This window comes from Paenibacillus sp. JL3B1040, from assembly GCF_057063165.1.
This window is the reverse complement of the sequence record NZ_CM169317.1, coordinates 5,354,151-5,368,694: the sequence shown is the minus strand read 5'-3', so window position 1 is coordinate 5,368,694 and position 14,544 is coordinate 5,354,151. Positions and strand designations below refer to the sequence as shown.

Annotated in this window: 15 protein-coding genes; 6 read left to right on the top strand and 9 right to left on the bottom strand. The window is 55.0% G+C overall.

The annotated features are described in order from the left end of the window. The first annotated feature begins 12 nt into the window (after positions 1–12). Complete coding sequence (locus ACZF99_RS24605; RefSeq protein ID WP_483607507.1) at positions 13–747, top strand: Crp/Fnr family transcriptional regulator; 735 nt, start codon at positions 13–15, stop codon at positions 745–747. A 609-nt stretch (positions 748–1,356) separates the two neighbouring features. Here the strand turns inward: ACZF99_RS24605 and ACZF99_RS24600 are convergent. The 4 genes from ACZF99_RS24600 to ACZF99_RS24585 all read right to left on the bottom strand — a co-directional run bounded on the left by ACZF99_RS24600 (position 1,357) and on the right by ACZF99_RS24585 (position 4,220). Beyond that, positions 1,357–2,729, bottom strand: a protein-coding gene (locus ACZF99_RS24600) for an IS1182 family transposase (RefSeq protein WP_483612954.1) whose coding sequence is annotated in 2 segments (ribosomal slippage) — positions 1,357–2,147 and positions 2,147–2,729 — 1,374 coding nt in all. Because the reading frame shifts where the segments join, the coding sequence is not laid out codon by codon here. A 23-nt stretch (positions 2,730–2,752) separates the two neighbouring features. Then, positions 2,753–3,103 carry a hypothetical protein gene (locus ACZF99_RS24595; protein WP_483607506.1) on the bottom strand — a complete coding sequence of 117 codons (351 nt, stop codon included), beginning with the start codon at positions 3,101–3,103 and terminating at the stop codon, positions 2,753–2,755. Positions 3,104–3,168: 65 nt separating this feature from the next. Further along, a complete protein-coding gene (locus ACZF99_RS24590; protein WP_483607505.1) occupies positions 3,169–3,852 on the bottom strand; it encodes a CidB/LrgB family autolysis modulator in 684 nt (227 codons plus the stop codon). Next, positions 3,849–4,220, bottom strand: coding sequence for a CidA/LrgA family protein (locus ACZF99_RS24585; RefSeq protein WP_483612952.1), 372 nt, complete (start codon positions 4,218–4,220; stop codon positions 3,849–3,851). Before ACZF99_RS24585 ends, ACZF99_RS24590 begins: the two co-directional genes overlap by 4 nt. A 141-nt stretch (positions 4,221–4,361) precedes the next feature. Between ACZF99_RS24585 and cidR the strand changes: the two genes are divergently transcribed. The 5 genes from cidR (at position 4,362) to ACZF99_RS24560 (ending at position 10,468) form a co-directional block, all read left to right on the top strand. Continuing rightward, positions 4,362–5,255 (top strand): cidABC operon transcriptional activator CidR, encoded by an 894-nt coding sequence (gene cidR, locus ACZF99_RS24580; RefSeq protein ID WP_483607504.1) that lies wholly within the window; start codon positions 4,362–4,364, stop codon positions 5,253–5,255. Positions 5,256–5,382: 127 nt separating this feature from the next. After that, the gene (pdaA, locus tag ACZF99_RS24575; RefSeq protein ID WP_483607503.1) at positions 5,383–6,177 is read left to right on the top strand and encodes a delta-lactam-biosynthetic de-N-acetylase; all 795 of its coding nucleotides are present in this window, start codon (positions 5,383–5,385) and stop codon (positions 6,175–6,177) included. Between the two features lie 170 nt (positions 6,178–6,347). Then, complete coding sequence (locus ACZF99_RS24570) at positions 6,348–6,827, top strand: MarR family winged helix-turn-helix transcriptional regulator (protein ID WP_483607502.1); 480 nt, start codon at positions 6,348–6,350, stop codon at positions 6,825–6,827. A gap of 24 nt (positions 6,828–6,851) precedes the next feature. Beyond that, complete coding sequence (locus ACZF99_RS24565) at positions 6,852–8,579, top strand: ABC transporter ATP-binding protein (protein WP_483607501.1); 1,728 nt, start codon at positions 6,852–6,854, stop codon at positions 8,577–8,579. After that, entirely contained in the window at positions 8,576–10,468 is a 1,893-nt protein-coding gene (locus tag ACZF99_RS24560; protein ID WP_483607500.1) for an ABC transporter ATP-binding protein, read from the top strand. The genes ACZF99_RS24565 and ACZF99_RS24560 overlap by 4 nt, the downstream gene beginning before the upstream one ends. Before the next feature lie 301 nt (positions 10,469–10,769). On the opposite strand, the gene ACZF99_RS24555 is transcribed toward ACZF99_RS24560, so the two are convergent. The 5 genes from ACZF99_RS24555 to ACZF99_RS24535 all read right to left on the bottom strand — a co-directional run bounded on the left by ACZF99_RS24555 (position 10,770) and on the right by ACZF99_RS24535 (position 14,272). Then, complete coding sequence (locus ACZF99_RS24555; RefSeq protein ID WP_483607499.1) at positions 10,770–11,480, bottom strand: Crp/Fnr family transcriptional regulator; 711 nt, start codon at positions 11,478–11,480, stop codon at positions 10,770–10,772. 143 nt (positions 11,481–11,623) lie between these two features. Beyond that, positions 11,624–11,968 carry an EamA family transporter gene (locus ACZF99_RS24550; protein ID WP_483607498.1) on the bottom strand — a complete coding sequence of 115 codons (345 nt, stop codon included), beginning with the start codon at positions 11,966–11,968 and terminating at the stop codon, positions 11,624–11,626. Next, on the bottom strand, positions 11,952–12,305 hold the full coding sequence (locus ACZF99_RS24545) for a DUF2304 domain-containing protein (RefSeq protein ID WP_483607497.1): 354 nt from the start codon (positions 12,303–12,305) through the stop codon (positions 11,952–11,954). The genes ACZF99_RS24550 and ACZF99_RS24545 overlap by 17 nt, the downstream gene beginning before the upstream one ends. Further along, positions 12,306–13,031: a glycosyltransferase family 2 protein gene (locus ACZF99_RS24540; protein WP_483607496.1), complete on the bottom strand. Its 726-nt coding sequence runs from the start codon at positions 13,029–13,031 to the stop codon at positions 12,306–12,308. Continuing rightward, the gene (locus ACZF99_RS24535) at positions 13,028–14,272 is read right to left on the bottom strand and encodes an ArnT family glycosyltransferase (RefSeq protein WP_483607495.1); all 1,245 of its coding nucleotides are present in this window, start codon (positions 14,270–14,272) and stop codon (positions 13,028–13,030) included. Before ACZF99_RS24535 ends, ACZF99_RS24540 begins: the two co-directional genes overlap by 4 nt. Between the last annotated feature and the right edge of the window lie 272 nt (positions 14,273–14,544).

Sequence of the window (14,544 nt, the reverse complement as noted above, 5' to 3'; positions counted from 1 at the left end):
GGGGCGGAGAGGATGGGGCATTCAACCCACATTTTGCGCGCCTTCCCCTTATTTCAAGGGCTTGACGCGGACGAAGCTGCCCGGATCGGGCGGCTCGCCGTGCCTCGGCTACTGCCGCGGCGGGCGACGGTGTTCCGGGAAGGGGACGAGGTGGAGTCGATTTATTTTGTGGCGAGCGGGTTGATCAAAACGAGCCGGACGGACGAGAAGGGCAATGAACAAATCTTCTCGTTTCTGAAGCAAGGCGACATGTTCCCTCTCACGGGCCGATTCGATGCGGAAGCCTCGCCGGTGACCGCCGCAACCGTCGTCGAAACCAGCTTGCTCGCGATACCGCTCCGCTCTTTCGAGCAGCTTCTGGCCGGTTCGCCGGAGCTCTCCTTCAAGACGATGGGGCTCATGAGCGGAAAAATCCGCGAGCTTCAAGACAAACTGCTCAATTTCAATCAACGGAGTGTGGAAGACCGGGGAATCTCGTTTCTTATCTACCTGGCCGAGCATTTTGGCATCGAGCGGGGAGGGGAAGTCGTCGTTCCGATCCCGGTGACGCATCAGGAACTGGCCAGCACGATCGGATTTGCCCGGGAATCGGTGAGCCGCCTGCTGACCGGTCTGCGCAAGGAAGGCATCGTGCAGGTCAGCCGTAAGGGCTTTGTCGTGCGAAACCTGCAGGCTTTAAGGGAGAAGGTATGCGTCAAAGAGAATTGTCCGCATTGCCGCGGTTTGCAACGCGTCCGGCAGGGTTAGCGCAAGGTTAACTGCAGTTACTTGTAGCAAAGTGTAGCAGCTTGTAGGTGGCGATGGTGGCAACGTACAGTAAAGTGTGGGGCAACGGTGAACGGTGGTTATGTGCGTATGTGTAATTCCATGTGGCAATGGGTAGACGCGTGCAACAGTGGTAACGTTTAGCGGCGTCGAGAGGCAACTCGCTGTGCTTCGCTGCGCAACTTTGCGCACAGATTTGCTTGCTCCAAAAGTTGGGTGAGCGGTAACGCTTGCCAGAAGTCTTATTTGGGCTGCTGGAGGAGATTTTCATTTCTAACGCTGATCTGGAGTCTTATTTAGTACGAAAACAGGCGTTTTAGCTTGAAAATGGACGAATAAGCGCTGTGACCAGCGTTACATCTTTCCAGATGGGTTTTTGCGGCAAATAGCGTTGCTCCTAAGCGTTACAGCAGGAGCAGGCAACAGGCGGTTTCCCTGTTCAACCTTTCAAATTTCGCTGCCCGACTTTGTGCGCAGACCCAAAACCACCCTCGCCATTTGGCGAGGGTCAGATTGTCGAGAAACCCCATGTCTTTGAGGCGTGGGTTTCTTTTTTTCATTCACAGTATGCTCAAATACCTAAAAAGGGGATTATCCCCTCTTTTCCAGGCGATCCAGGTGGATCGCTATCTTCTTCATGTTCTGCACGGCGGCTGTCATCAAAGCTTGTTCCGTGACGTTAGCCAATCCGCGCAAACGGCAATAGCGAAACCCATGGAGCTCTTTGGCGTCCGCGAAGCTTCGCTCAATCGTTTCTTTTCGTTTGCGGTATAACGGTTTTCCGTCACGGCTCAGCCGGTTGTTTCGTACCCATTCTTTGCTGTCTTCCCAGATGTGTCGGGTCAGCACTTTCCGGTGGTTACGCGAATGAGTGCACTGTGCAAGCATTGGACATTGCTTGCAATGCTCCGGGTCTGAAGCATAGTGCCGGTAACCCTTCCGGTCCGTCGTACGGTATGTCAGTCGATGCTCTGCTGGACAGATATAAGTGTTGCTTTCAGCATCGTAAGTAAACTTCCACTTTGGGAACAAACCTTGCTTTGGATGAAATCTCCGGTGTGCAATAACCGCAAAAATTTTTCTCTCTTTTAGACCACGGCAAATCGGCGTTGTTAAATAACCCGAATCCAAGGCGACAGCCTCTACTTGAAAGCCAAAGCGTTCTCTCTGGCGGTCTAGACGAGATAAATAGGGAACTGAGTCGTGGACATTTCCGGGCGTCACGTGTACATCTGTAATAAGATTGTATTTAAGATCCACCGTGCGGTGGTCGAGATAAAAGAACCCCTCCGGCTTGCCATCCCGAATCATATAACCGCTTTCCGGATCTGTAGTACTCACTTTAATTTCCTTAGTTTCACTCACTTCCTTTCGCTCTTTTAGGGCTTTTTTCCATGCGCTTTACGGTCCTCCGTGACGGCTCCATTGAGTTCGTCAATATAGTCCTTGGTGTTTTGCAGGACTTCCTGCTTGGTGTAATGGTGCTTATTGGCGTTGGCTTTCACATGAGTTGAATCGGTAATCAGTACGCGTACCCCTACCATTTTATGTGAGATGGCCTGGAGTACGATTTCGTCGAAGATCTCCTGAAAGATATCCGTACCTTTAAAGCGAGTTCGCCGGTTCCAGCTAATTGTTGAGTGGTCAGGGACTCTATCGGTCAGGCCCAGACCTAAAAACCAGCGGTACGCCAAATTGGTTTGAATCTCGCGTTCCAGTTGTCGTTCGGAACGAATGCCGTAGAAGTAACCGAGGAAAATCATCTTGAACAGAACAATCGGGTCAATGGCTGGACGCCCGTTGTCCTCGCAATACAGGGGGCGAACTTTATCCTCTATAAATGAGAAATCGATATATTTGTCCACTTTACGCAGTAGATGATCCTGCGGAACCAGCTCTTCGATCGAGACGAACTCGTAGCTTTGTTGTTTTTCTCGGTTAGATATCAGCACCAAAAACACCATCCGTTCATGAGTATTCACTTATATTATACAACATTAACGCGGTGTCGTCTTAAATTGATCAGAAAAAAAGAAGGCTGTCGAGACTTTCTCGACAGCCTGACCCTCGCCATTTGGCGAGGGTTTTCCTCCGCTTTAATCCAGCGTGATGTTATAAGTGACAAGAGGGCGCCGCGGGTCAAACTGGCGGTCTTCTCGGCAGCGTCGTAGCTGAACTCGATGCCGGCCGCCACAGCGAAATCCTTCAGCGGAACGCGAACCCGATCCCCTTCGGCGGGCGGCAGCTCACTGAAGCCGATCTCCCGGCCATTCACGCTGACGACGACAGAATACAGAATACACGGACAAAAAAACAGCCCCGCCGAGGCGAGGCCCAAAGAAACAACTCTATGAAAAATTAGGAGGAACCCCGGAAAAAAGTCGATGCTTAAATCCCTAAGGGTTAAAAATGGAGCAGGGAGATGAGCATCGGAGCGACCCCTAAGGTAAACAGGGCGGCCAAGATCATGGAGATGCTGGAAATGGTTCCGGTTAAAGAGCTCAGTTCGAACGCTTTGGACGTCCCGGTTCCATGGGCGCTGGTGCCGAACAGAACGCCGCGGGCGACCTCCCCTTCAATACGGAACAGCTTCATGACCAGCGGCCCGAGCATGGCGCCAAGCAAGCCGGTCAGAATCACGAACACGGCGGTAATATTCGGAACGCCGCCGATCACCTGCGATACGTTCATCGCAATGGGCGTCGTGATCGAACGGGGGATGAGACTGGTAACGAGCCGGTTGTCCAGATGCAGCCATTCGGCCAGAAACGCCGAGGAGAACATCGCGACAACCGAGCCGCTCAGCACGCTGATGAGAATTTCCACAGCGTGTTTTTTCAGCACATTGTAGTATTTGTACAACGGAATCGCAAACGCGATCGTGGCCGGCTGGAGCAGGCTGCTCAGCCATTTGCCGCCGGAGTGGTAGGTTTCATAAGGAATTTGCGCCCACAGCAAGCCGATGACAAGGACCAAAGGCGTAATCAGCAGCGGGGACAAATAGACCTTCGGCCGAATCCGATACAGCTGTTTGGATAAACCGTAGATGATCAGAGTGGAAGCTAAACATAGAATACCGGCGATCATGAGATTCGGCCCTCCTTTTGTTTTGCGATGCGCGTGGCGATCAGCCCGGAACAAGCCATCACGATGACGGTACTGAGAATCACGACGATCAGGATCCGGACGCCTTCGCTTTCGAACAAAGGAATATATTGCATGACGCCGACGGCGGAAGGGACAAAGAACAGCAGCAGCTCGGCCAGCAGCCAGTTGGCGCCCCGCTCGATCCATTTCAGCTTGACGACGCCCGTTTTCAATAAGGCAAACAAGATGGCAATGCCAAGTATCGAACCCGGTATCGGCAAATGGAGCAGCTCCGCGGTCGCATTCAGGGCCATCGAGACGAAGAACAGGATAGCGACTTGAACGATACCCGTGCCGACCTCTTTCATCTTATTCATGCGAGCGGCTCCTTTCTGCTTTTGGTTGGTAATGAAATTTTACATCGATTGTTTTCATGAGTAAAATGAATATACTGAATGAAGATCATTCCATTTGGCTATCGATAATTCAAGTTAAGGGAGATCAGGCTGTTGGATATTCGACAAATGCAGGCCTTAATCGAAGTCGCAAGGCTGCGGAGCTTCACCAAGGCGGCCGAAGCGCTGTATATTACGCAACCGACCATCAGCAAAACGGTCAAGGCGATGGAAGAAGAATTGGGGGTCGTGTTATTCGACCGGGTCGGCAAAACCATCGAGCTCACCGACGCGGGACGAATTATCGTCACGCAGGCTCAGCAAATCGTGACCTCCTTCCAGAATCTGATGTCGGAGCTCGACGACTTGCGCAATTTAAAGAAAGGGCATCTCCGCATCGGGCTTCCGCCGATGGTGGGGGCAAGCTTTTTTCCGAAGGTGATTGGGGAATTTCATGAACGGTATCCCGACATTACGATCCAGCTGTTTGAGGATGGAGCGAAAAAAGTGGAGCAGGACGTTGCCGGCGGGGCGCTGGACGTGGGGGTCGTCGTCCTGCCGACGGTGGAGGCGGAGCTCAGCAGTTTTGCTTTTGTTGAAGAGAAGCTGAATCTGGTCGTGCATCCTTCCCATCCGCTCGCGGAACGGGAATCGGCCGAATTGACCGAGCTGTCCCAGGACGGGTTCGTGTTGTTTCGCGAGGACTTTACGCTGCATGACCGCATTATCGGGGAATGCGCGAAAGCCGGGTTTCAACCGCATGTCATCTACGAGAGTTCACAATGGGATCTGATCAGCGAAACAGTGGCCGTCGGCCTCGGCGTTACGCTGCTGCCGGAGACGATTTGCCGCGAGATCGATGACGAAGGCGTGCGGATTATCCCGCTCGTCAAGCCGGTCATCCCTTGGAAGCTCGGAATCGTATGGCGCGATGACCGGTATTTATCGTTTGCCACCCGCGAATGGATCCGGTTTGCCCGGGAAGTGCTGATGCCCCGCAGTGAATGATCCTCTCAATTGCTGGGCGCAGCTCCCTGTTTAAGGGGGGATTTCTGCATAATTCCCGGGAATTCGGCAGATAGTAAAAGGTGTGTCGAAACTGAATTAGCCTAGAAGCCAAGAAGGAGAGACAAAAGTGAAGTTTGCCTTGATCTGTTCATTGCTGGCCGGCCTCCTGCTCGGAACGGGAGCTCCCGTTATTACGGCAGCCCAAGCGGATGTTGCCCACCACTTCGGATTCAAAAAAAGCATCGACGGCCAGCTTCCCTCGATTAATGAGGAAGGATTCAAAGACATCATCGACAAAAATGGCGCGATCTTCCTCGGCGATCCCGCGCGCAAGGAATTGTTCCTGACATTCGACAACGGTTACGAGAACGGGTATACGGCCCCGATCCTCGATACGCTGAAGGCGAAGAAGGTCCCGGCGATCTTTTTTGTTACCGGCCACTACATCAAGGATCAGCCGGAGTTGCTGAAACGCATGGTCGCGGAGGGCCATCTGATCGGCAATCACTCCTGGAGCCACCCGGACATGACGGCGATTGCCGACGCGCAAATCCGGGAAGAGCTGGAGAAGGTAAAAAGCGCGACCGCCCAGGTGACAGGGCAATCCGAAATGGATTACCTGCGCCCGCCCCGCGGCATTTTCAGCGACCGGACGCTGCGCGTGACGAAAGCGATGGGATATACGAACGTCTTCTGGTCCGTCGCTTACAAGGACTGGGATGTCAACGACCAGCGCGGGGCGGATTATGCCTACCGGAAGGTGGTGTCGCAACTGCACCCGGGCGCGGTCATCCTGCTCCATTCCGTCTCGAAGGACAACGCGGCGGCTCTGGGAGCGATCATCGACGAAGCCCGCAGGCAGGGCTACGAATTCAAAAGCCTCGATGAGCTAAAGCCAGGACCCTCACGTCCATCATCCTGATTTACAGACCGTTACACCGGGCCGCACGCCAGGTCGTACGGTCTTTTTTTGCTTTATTTGTCCGAATTTTGGCGGCGCTTGACTTCACTGATGCCGGCTCTTATAATTAGGTTTACGAAATAATAGTAATACTAATAATTAAACAATGAAAATAAATAGGAGGGATTGGTTTGTTAACCGGTGATAACCCGCAAGCACGTAGGCTGCTGAAGGCTTTTCACCGCTTACGGAGGCTCGATTTCAGTAAAATGACGCCGTCGGCGTTGAAACCAAGCGAAGTCAGATTGATGTTTACGATTATGCACGGCATGGAGATGGAGGAGCGTGGGGTGACCGTCTCCGAACTTAGCTCGATGATGGCGGTCGCTTCCCCGACCGTTACGCCGCTTGTCCGCAGCCTGGAAGAGCAGGGGCTCGTCCTTCGCTATAACGACAAGGAGGACCGCCGGGCCGTTCGGGTCAAGCTGACGGAGCAGGGTCTGGAACAGGTCCGGGAATTCGCCAAGAAACGCTCCGCCCAAATCCAGGGGCTGGTCGAGTATTTGGGCGAGGAGAAGAGCGGGCAGTTGATCGAATTGCTGGAGCAGGTGTATGAGTACGTGGAAAGGCAAGTAAATGCAGAGATGAACCAAGAGCTACGAAATGAATAGAAGAACATGTGGGGATGATGGGAATTGATCAAACTTTTCCGCAATTTGAAACCATACCGCTGGCTTGTAGCCGCGGTGCTCGTATTCGTGTTTTTTCAAACGTTATCCGAGTTGTATTTACCTACGTTGATGGCCGACATCGTCGACAAAGGCGTTGTGAACGGGGACACGCCTTATATTTGGCGAATCGGTGGACTTATGCTGCTGGTCGCGCTGGGCGGCATGGTCTGCTCGATCGCGGCCAGCTATTTTTCCTCGCGGGCTGCAACGGGCTTCGGGAAGCTTCTTCGCGGGAAGGTGTTCAAGCACGTCTCGAACTTCTCGCTGGAGGAGTTTGACACGATTGGCACCGCCTCGCTGATTACCCGTACGACCAACGACATTACCCAGGTACAGCAGGTGCTGATGATGATGCTGCGCATGATGGTCATGGCCCCGATGATGTGCTTGGGCGGCATCATCATGGCCGTCTCGAAGGACGCGACGCTTTCGCTGGTGCTGGTGGTTATTCTGCCGGTGCTGGCCGGAGCAATCTACCTGATCGCGCGCAAAGGGCTGCCTTTATTTAAAGCGATCCAGAAAAAAATCGACAAGCTGAATCTCGTCATGCGCGAAAGCCTGACCGGGATTCGCGTCATTCGTTCGTTTAACCGGATCGACTACGAAAGCAAGCGTTTCGATGCGGCGAACCTCGATCTGACGGAGACATCGATCAAGGTGAACAAAATCATGGCATTTATGATGCCGATTATGATGCTGGTCATGAACCTGTCGTCGGTGGCGATCATCTGGTACGGCGGACTGCGGATCGACGCCGGGCAAATGCAGGTCGGCGACCTGATGGCGTTCCTCCAATACGCGATGCAAATCATGTTTTCGCTGGTCATGGTGTCGATGATGTTCGTGATGATTCCGCGGGCGTCGGCTTCGGCGATCCGCATCAATGAAGTGCTGGACATGGTGCCGGTCATCAAGGATTCGACAACGGGCAGCGAAACGTCGGAAACCAAGGGGATCGTCGAGTTCCAGAACGTTTCCTTCAGTTATCCTGGCGCGGAACAACCGGCAGTCCAGGACATATCGTTTACCGCCAAGCCGGGGCAAGTGACGGCGATTATCGGGGGGACGGGTTCCGGGAAATCGACGCTGATCAGCTTGATCCCGCGGTTTTACGACGTGCAGCAAGGCAGCGTGCGGGTCGACGGCGTGGACGTCCGCGATCTGACGCAGGATGAGCTTCGGAGAAAAATCGGCTTTGTTCCGCAAATGGCGGTGTTGTTCTCCGGAACGATCAGCGAGAACATCCGTTACGGCAAAGAGGATGCGACCGAGGAGGAAGTGCGTCGTGCCGCGGAGATTGCCCAAGCGACCGACTTCATCGGCAAGATGGAGCAAGGCTTCGAGTCGCCGATCGCCCAAGGCGGCACCAACGTGTCGGGCGGGCAGAAGCAGCGTTTGTCGATTGCCCGCGCGTTGGTGCGGCCGGCGGAGATTTATATTTTTGACGACAGCTTCTCGGCGCTTGACTTCAAGACCGATGCGAAGCTGCGGGCTGCTTTGAAGCAGGAAACGAAGGACTCTACGGTCATCATCGTCGCGCAACGGGTCAGCACCGTGCTCGATGCCGATCAAATCATCGTGATGAACGATAGCCAAATTGCCGGGATCGGCACCCATCGAGAGTTGATGGAGACCTGCGAGGTTTATAAAGAAATCGTATATTCGCAGCTTTCGGAGGAGGAGATCGCATGAGTCAAGAGCCTGCAGAGAAGAAACGCGGATTCGGCGGCCCTCGCCGGGGGCATGGCGGTCCGGGCGGACCCGGCATGGGGATGCCGGTAGATAAAGCAAAGGATTTTAAGGGGACTTTGAAGCGGCTGATCCGATACTTGAGACCGCACAAGGTTCAACTGGCCGCCGTACTGGTCATGGCGATTTTAAGTACCGTGTTCAGCATTTTCAGCCCGAAAGTGATGGGGAAAGCGACAACCAAGCTGTTTGAAGGTATCATGGCTAAAATTCAACGGGTTCCCGGCGCGGAGATCGACTTTCATTACGTCTGGCAGATCATCATGATCTTGATCGGGTTGTACGTGCTGAGCGCGTTGTTCAGTTATGTTCAACAATATTTGATGGCCGGCGTCGCCCAGAAGACGGTCTACGATCTGCGGAAGGACGTCAATGCCAAGCTGAACAAGCTGCCGCTCAAATATTTCGACGCCCGCACGCACGGTGAGATACTTAGCCGCGTGACCAACGACGTCGATAATATCGCCGGAACCTTGCAGCAAAGCTTGACGCAGCTGATCACGTCGATCCTGACGATCCTCGGCGTGATCGCGATGATGCTGTCGATCAGCCCGCTGATGACCCTGATCGCCGTGTTGACGTTGCCGCTAAGCATCGTGGGGATCATGCAGGTCGCCAAGCGGTCGCAGAAGCAGTTCGTTCGCCAGCAAAAGGAACTCGGCCAGCTTAACGGTCATGTGGAGGAAATGTACACCGGCCACAAGATCATCAAGGCGTTTGGCCGCGAGGCGAAATCGCTGGAGCAGTTCGACAACATCAACGAACGGCTGTACGATGCCGGGTGGAAGGCGCAATTCATCTCCGGCATCATCATGCCGATCATGAGCTTTATCGGCAACATCGGATACGTGCTTGTATCGGTGGTCGGCGGCATCCTCGTCACCAAGAGAACGATTGAAATCGGTGACGTGCAGGCGTTCATCCAATACGCCCGCCAGTTTACGATGCCGATTACGCAAACGGCGAACATCGCCAACGTCATTCAGTCGACCGTCGCTTCGGCGGAGCGGGTGTTTGAAATCCTCGATGAAGAAGAAGAGGTGCCGGAAGAGGCGAACCCGGTCGTCTTGCGGCATCCTCGCGGCGATGTGGCGTTCAATCATGTTCAGTTCGGCTACGATCCGGAGCACCTGCTCATCGAGGACATGAACATCGACGTGAAGCAAGGGCAAACGATCGCGATCGTCGGGCCGACCGGCGCCGGCAAAACGACGCTCATCAACCTGCTGATGCGGTTCTATGAAGTGGATGGCGGTTCGATCACCGTGGACGGGGCAAACATCGCCGAGATGAAACGCGGCGACCTGCGCAGCCTGTTCGGCATGGTGTTGCAGGATACGTGGCTGTTTAACGGCACGATCCGCGACAATATCGCTTACGGGCGTGAAGGCGCCACCGACGAGGACGTGGTGAACGCCGCCAAAACGGCGTACGCCGACCACTTTATCCGCACGTTGCCGGGCGGGTACAACACGATCCTGAACGAGGAAGCATCGAACATCTCGCAGGGACAGAAACAGCTCTTGACGATCGCCCGGGCCATTTTGGCCGATCCGGCGATCCTCATTCTCGACGAAGCGACGAGCAGCGTCGATACCCGGACCGAGGTGCATATCCAGAAAGCGATGAACGAGCTGATGAAGGGCAGAACGAGCTTCGTCATTGCCCACCGGTTGTCGACGATCCGGGATGCCGATCTCATTCTCGTGATGAACCACGGCACCGTCATCGAGAAGGGAACGCATGAAGAACTGCTGGCGCTCGGCGGCTTCTATGCCGATTTGTACAACAGCCAGTTCACCAAAGGCGGCTTCGAGCCGGAAGCGGTGTAGAGGGAAGCTAAGCTCATTGAATTCCTGAACGCAAGCGGTGTTATAACGAACCGCCTCCGCATGGTGCGGGGGCGGTTTTGTTCGTTCAGGGACACACGTTGGCCGGACGCTTTGCACGATTATCCCCTTTGATCAGATAACCGGGAACTGGAGAAGAGCTCGCCTCACTCCAGGCTCCTGACGAGCCCCCCCCCCTGAATGAAAGGGATAATCGTGCAAAGGCAGCAATGGGGGACACTAAGACGCGATAATCGTGCAAAAAGCGTACGGACGGCAAGTGTCGATGGTTTACCCGTCCGGGTTAGGCCTCCCCGGCCAGGCGGCGCAGGGCCGCCTCATCGCGGATGAGAAGCTGCCGCCGGGAGACGGTGAGCACCTCGGTATCGCTGAGCTGTCGCAGCTTGCGGCTGAGCGTTTCCGGCGTCGTGCCGATCAGGCCGGCGAGTTCTTTTTTGGACACGGGTAATGTAAATTCCCGGCTGTCCGGCGCGGCTTTGCGGCGAAAATACAACAGCATTTTGGCTAAGCGCCGGTCGGCTTCAAGCAAGGTCAGCACGGCCGCCCAGGCGTCGGCCTCCTCCAGCTGCGCGCTGAGCGCGGTCATAAACCGGGCCGCCGTATCCGGATCGCGGCGCAAGATATCAAGGAAATCGCTGCGGTGAATCCGGCAGACGCCGGTCGCGTCGGCCGCAAAAGCATTGGCATAATGAGGTTTTTCCTGCAGCAAGGCAAACTGGCCGAAGAACTCCCCGGGGAATAGCAAACGGACGATATGCTCCTTGCCGTTATCCTCCAGCTTGGTCAGCTTAATGATTCCGCGGTTGACCACGAACAGCGAATCCGAGCGGTCTCCCTCGCGGAAGATGATCTCGCCTTTACGAAATTTCGAGGTTTGCATGACCGAATGAAGCAGGTCGACCTCCGCTTTACGCAGCTGCGCAAAGACGGGAACATGAGCCAGACAGGACGGAGCGGTTGCCGTATCTCGGTTGTGGCAAGCGCAGGAACTCATCGGATAACACCTTCCTTTCCTGGAATAACGGGTGTTTACTATTACCCTATCAGTCGAAATAACTAGGGGTAGTGATTATTATCACAATTCCGGGGACGGACAGTTCGAGTACGAAATCCGGATTTGCGGGCAATAAGCGTTCGTTACTTTGCCAGCAAATAGACCCCCAGCAAAATGACGGCCACGCCGATTAGTTTGGTCAGGGTGATCGTTTCGTGGAACAGGAAATAGGCGGGAACCAGCACCAGGACATAAGCCAGCGCCTGAAGCGGGTAGGCGACGCTCAGCGGGAGTCGCGACAGCACGGCAAACCATAGCAGCGTCGCCAATCCGTACAAGGCCACGCCGCCGAGCACTTCCGGCGAAGTCGCCAGCTTGCCCCAATGGAGACCGCCGGAGCGGCCCAAACCGATTTTGAACAGGATTTGCCCAGTTACGAGCAGCAATATGTTGCCCAATAGGAGCAGGTAACTAACGGTTTTCTCCATGTTTAGGGACCGCCTCCTTTTCTTTGAGGATGACGATCTCCTGGGTTAAACGCAGGACTTGGGACGTCAACCGGGTAACAACGATCGTCAGGTGCAGGATAAACGCAAAGCAGAAGAGCAGGCCGAACAGGAAAAGTACCGCCGGAGCATACTTGACTCCCAATCGGGCGGCAATCCATTCGACGAGATGGACGTTCATCGAGCAAATAAGCAAGATCAAGCTGAACAGGATCCAGAGCAGGGAATACTGCTCCCGCAGCTTTTGGCGGCGCACCAATTCCAGGACGAATACGAGAAACAACGCGGCAACGAATACGGATAGGACATAAATCGCCATTTAGTCCGTCACCGCCGTCTGGCGGAGCGGGCGGCGAATCGCGCTCATGAGCACGGATAACGTCACCTTCACCATGTAATACGCGGAGCGCCACGGCGTGATCGACGATCTTCCGGCCATGCGGGGACGCATGACGACAGGCACCTCGGCGATCCGGCAGCCTTGGCGTTTCAAATACACGATGGACTCCACCTCGGGATAATCGGCGGGATAATATTGGGCGTACAGCTCGATAACCTTGCGCCCCGCGGCGCGAAAGCCGCTGGTCGTATCGGTAAAGCGTTCGCCGGTAACCCAGGAGACGAGCCGGGAGAAGAAGGCGATCCCCATCCGCCTTACCGTGGACGACCGGAAGGTCGCAGCCCCCAGGAATCGGGAGCCGATCACAAGGTCCTGCTCCGCGATCCCGGCCATCAGCTTGTGCAGCTCTCCGGCCGGATGCTGGCCGTCTGCGTCCATTTGTACGGCGACGTCATATCCCATTTGTTTGGCGTAGAGATAACCGGTCTGCATGCCTCCGCCGATCCCCACATTGTATGGCAATGTAAGCACTTTGGCCCCGGCTTCCCGGGCGCAGCTCTCCGTGCGATCGGAGGAGCCGTCGTTAACCACGAGAATGTCGGCCTCCGGCGCGTGGTTCTGCACGTCACGGATTACCGGGCCAATGCTGGTTTCCTCGTTATAAGCCGGTATAATGACGAGAACGCTCCGCGAGTTGGCGTTCATGAAGCGGCAGCCCCCTTTCGTGCCGCCCGTTGATGCGAGCAGCGGAGGAATCGGGCGGACAAGTCGCCGAGCAAGAAAGAACCGAACAGGATCAACAGCGTCATATTGGGATACCCGTAGCGGTTAAACGCCACGAACGGAACGTAGATCACCGTGAAATAAGCCAGCGCCAACAAAAGCGGGAGCAAGCGGTCCAGCTTCAGGCGGTGCGTGGCCATCGCCCACAGGATGCCGGCCATGTTCACGTACATCATCACCTCTTGAACAACGTTCATCACCGGACGGCTGACCGGCCAGAACGGGCGCGAATAAAACGGATAGAAATACAGCTCCGCCCATCTCCCCAAGGTATACCAATACAAGTATTTCATCGGCTCATGCGCAAAACCGTAACGAAGGATATCCAGACCTTTGCGGACGGCTGCGGAATCGGCGCCTTCGAATATCGTTACCGGATCGTATTGGGGGTAAGCCTCGAAGAAGCCGGCCGGCGGCAACTGCCAACGGATGCGCGTGCCGAGCAAGAACGGGCTTCCGCCGGAATTGGTGAACAGGATAAATTCATGAAACGTCACCCAATTGCGGATCCACCATGGCGTCAGCAGCAGCGCATAGGTTGTTCCCATCAACAGGACGTATTTCAACATCGTCCGCCAAGGAAGCTTCATCCGCAGCCAGATGACGAGAAATACGGCCGGGTACAAAGAAGCATGCGGCTTCAAATAAGCCGCCGCGGCAGTCAGGACGCCGATCAGGACGTACGGGGTCGGTTCACTGCGTTCCCCGGCCAGGATCGTGCAACAGACGAGGAGCAGCAGCAACGTGCGGAAGGTCGTTTCCGAGAGTATGACCCCGGAGGAAAAGTAATCGGGCGGGTATAACGCAGATACCGTGCAGGCGATCAGCGCCGTACGGGTGTTGAAGATGCGCCGGCCGATCCAGAAGATGAGATAGATGCACAACGCTTGCAGAAGGCATTGGAATAGGCGAAAGGCGACGATGCCGCCTTGATCTTGGCCGAAAACGGCCATAAACCCGGACAGCATCAAGGGCAGCCCGGGCATGATGAAGGCGGAAGGCGCCTCCTTGGTATTGTAGGCAAGTTCGCCTTCGTTCAGCAGAAGACGAGCGGACTGAATATACTTCACGTCATCGTTGTTCGGGCGGACCGGGTCGCCCAAGAGAAAGTAATCGTTGTACACCAGGACGACGAGACTCGATACGATTCCCACAAATGCCATCAGTCCGAACAGATACCACCTGACGGGGCGACGGACATCGGATAACGAGAGCACAGCGACTCAACCCCACTTTGTTTTATATTCTTATAAAAATAGGCATGATCCCCTTCTATCCCGTATTATATCCAAAATATTCCTGTTACAAGCCGCCGCTTGGCGGCCTGATGCAAATACTTGCGATCGGCCCGCTATGCCGTAGCCCCATTTTGCGGCCCGTTGCAGTCCGGTGTCCCCGTAAGACACGACATGTTCCCGGCCCAGAGCAAAGATGA

Coding starts and splice junctions, on each gene's coding strand:
- ACZF99_RS24605 (WP_483607507.1), top strand. CDS start 13: ATGGGGCATTCAACCCACATTTTGCGCGCCTTCCCCTTATTTCAAGGG.
- ACZF99_RS24590 (WP_483607505.1), bottom strand. CDS start 3,852: ATGATCGCCGGTATTCTATGTTTAGCTTCCACTCTGATCATCTACGGT.
- ACZF99_RS24585 (WP_483612952.1), bottom strand. CDS start 4,220: ATGAAAGAGGTCGGCACGGGTATCGTTCAAGTCGCTATCCTGTTCTTC.
- ACZF99_RS24560 (WP_483607500.1), top strand. CDS start 8,576: ATGAGTCAAGAGCCTGCAGAGAAGAAACGCGGATTCGGCGGCCCTCGC.
- ACZF99_RS24555 (WP_483607499.1), bottom strand. CDS start 11,480: ATGAGTTCCTGCGCTTGCCACAACCGAGATACGGCAACCGCTCCGTCC.
- ACZF99_RS24550 (WP_483607498.1), bottom strand. CDS start 11,968: ATGGAGAAAACCGTTAGTTACCTGCTCCTATTGGGCAACATATTGCTG.
- ACZF99_RS24545 (WP_483607497.1), bottom strand. CDS start 12,305: ATGGCGATTTATGTCCTATCCGTATTCGTTGCCGCGTTGTTTCTCGTA.
- ACZF99_RS24540 (WP_483607496.1), bottom strand. CDS start 13,031: ATGAACGCCAACTCGCGGAGCGTTCTCGTCATTATACCGGCTTATAAC.
- ACZF99_RS24535 (WP_483607495.1), bottom strand. CDS start 14,272: ATGGCATTTGTGGGAATCGTATCGAGTCTCGTCGTCCTGGTGTACAAC.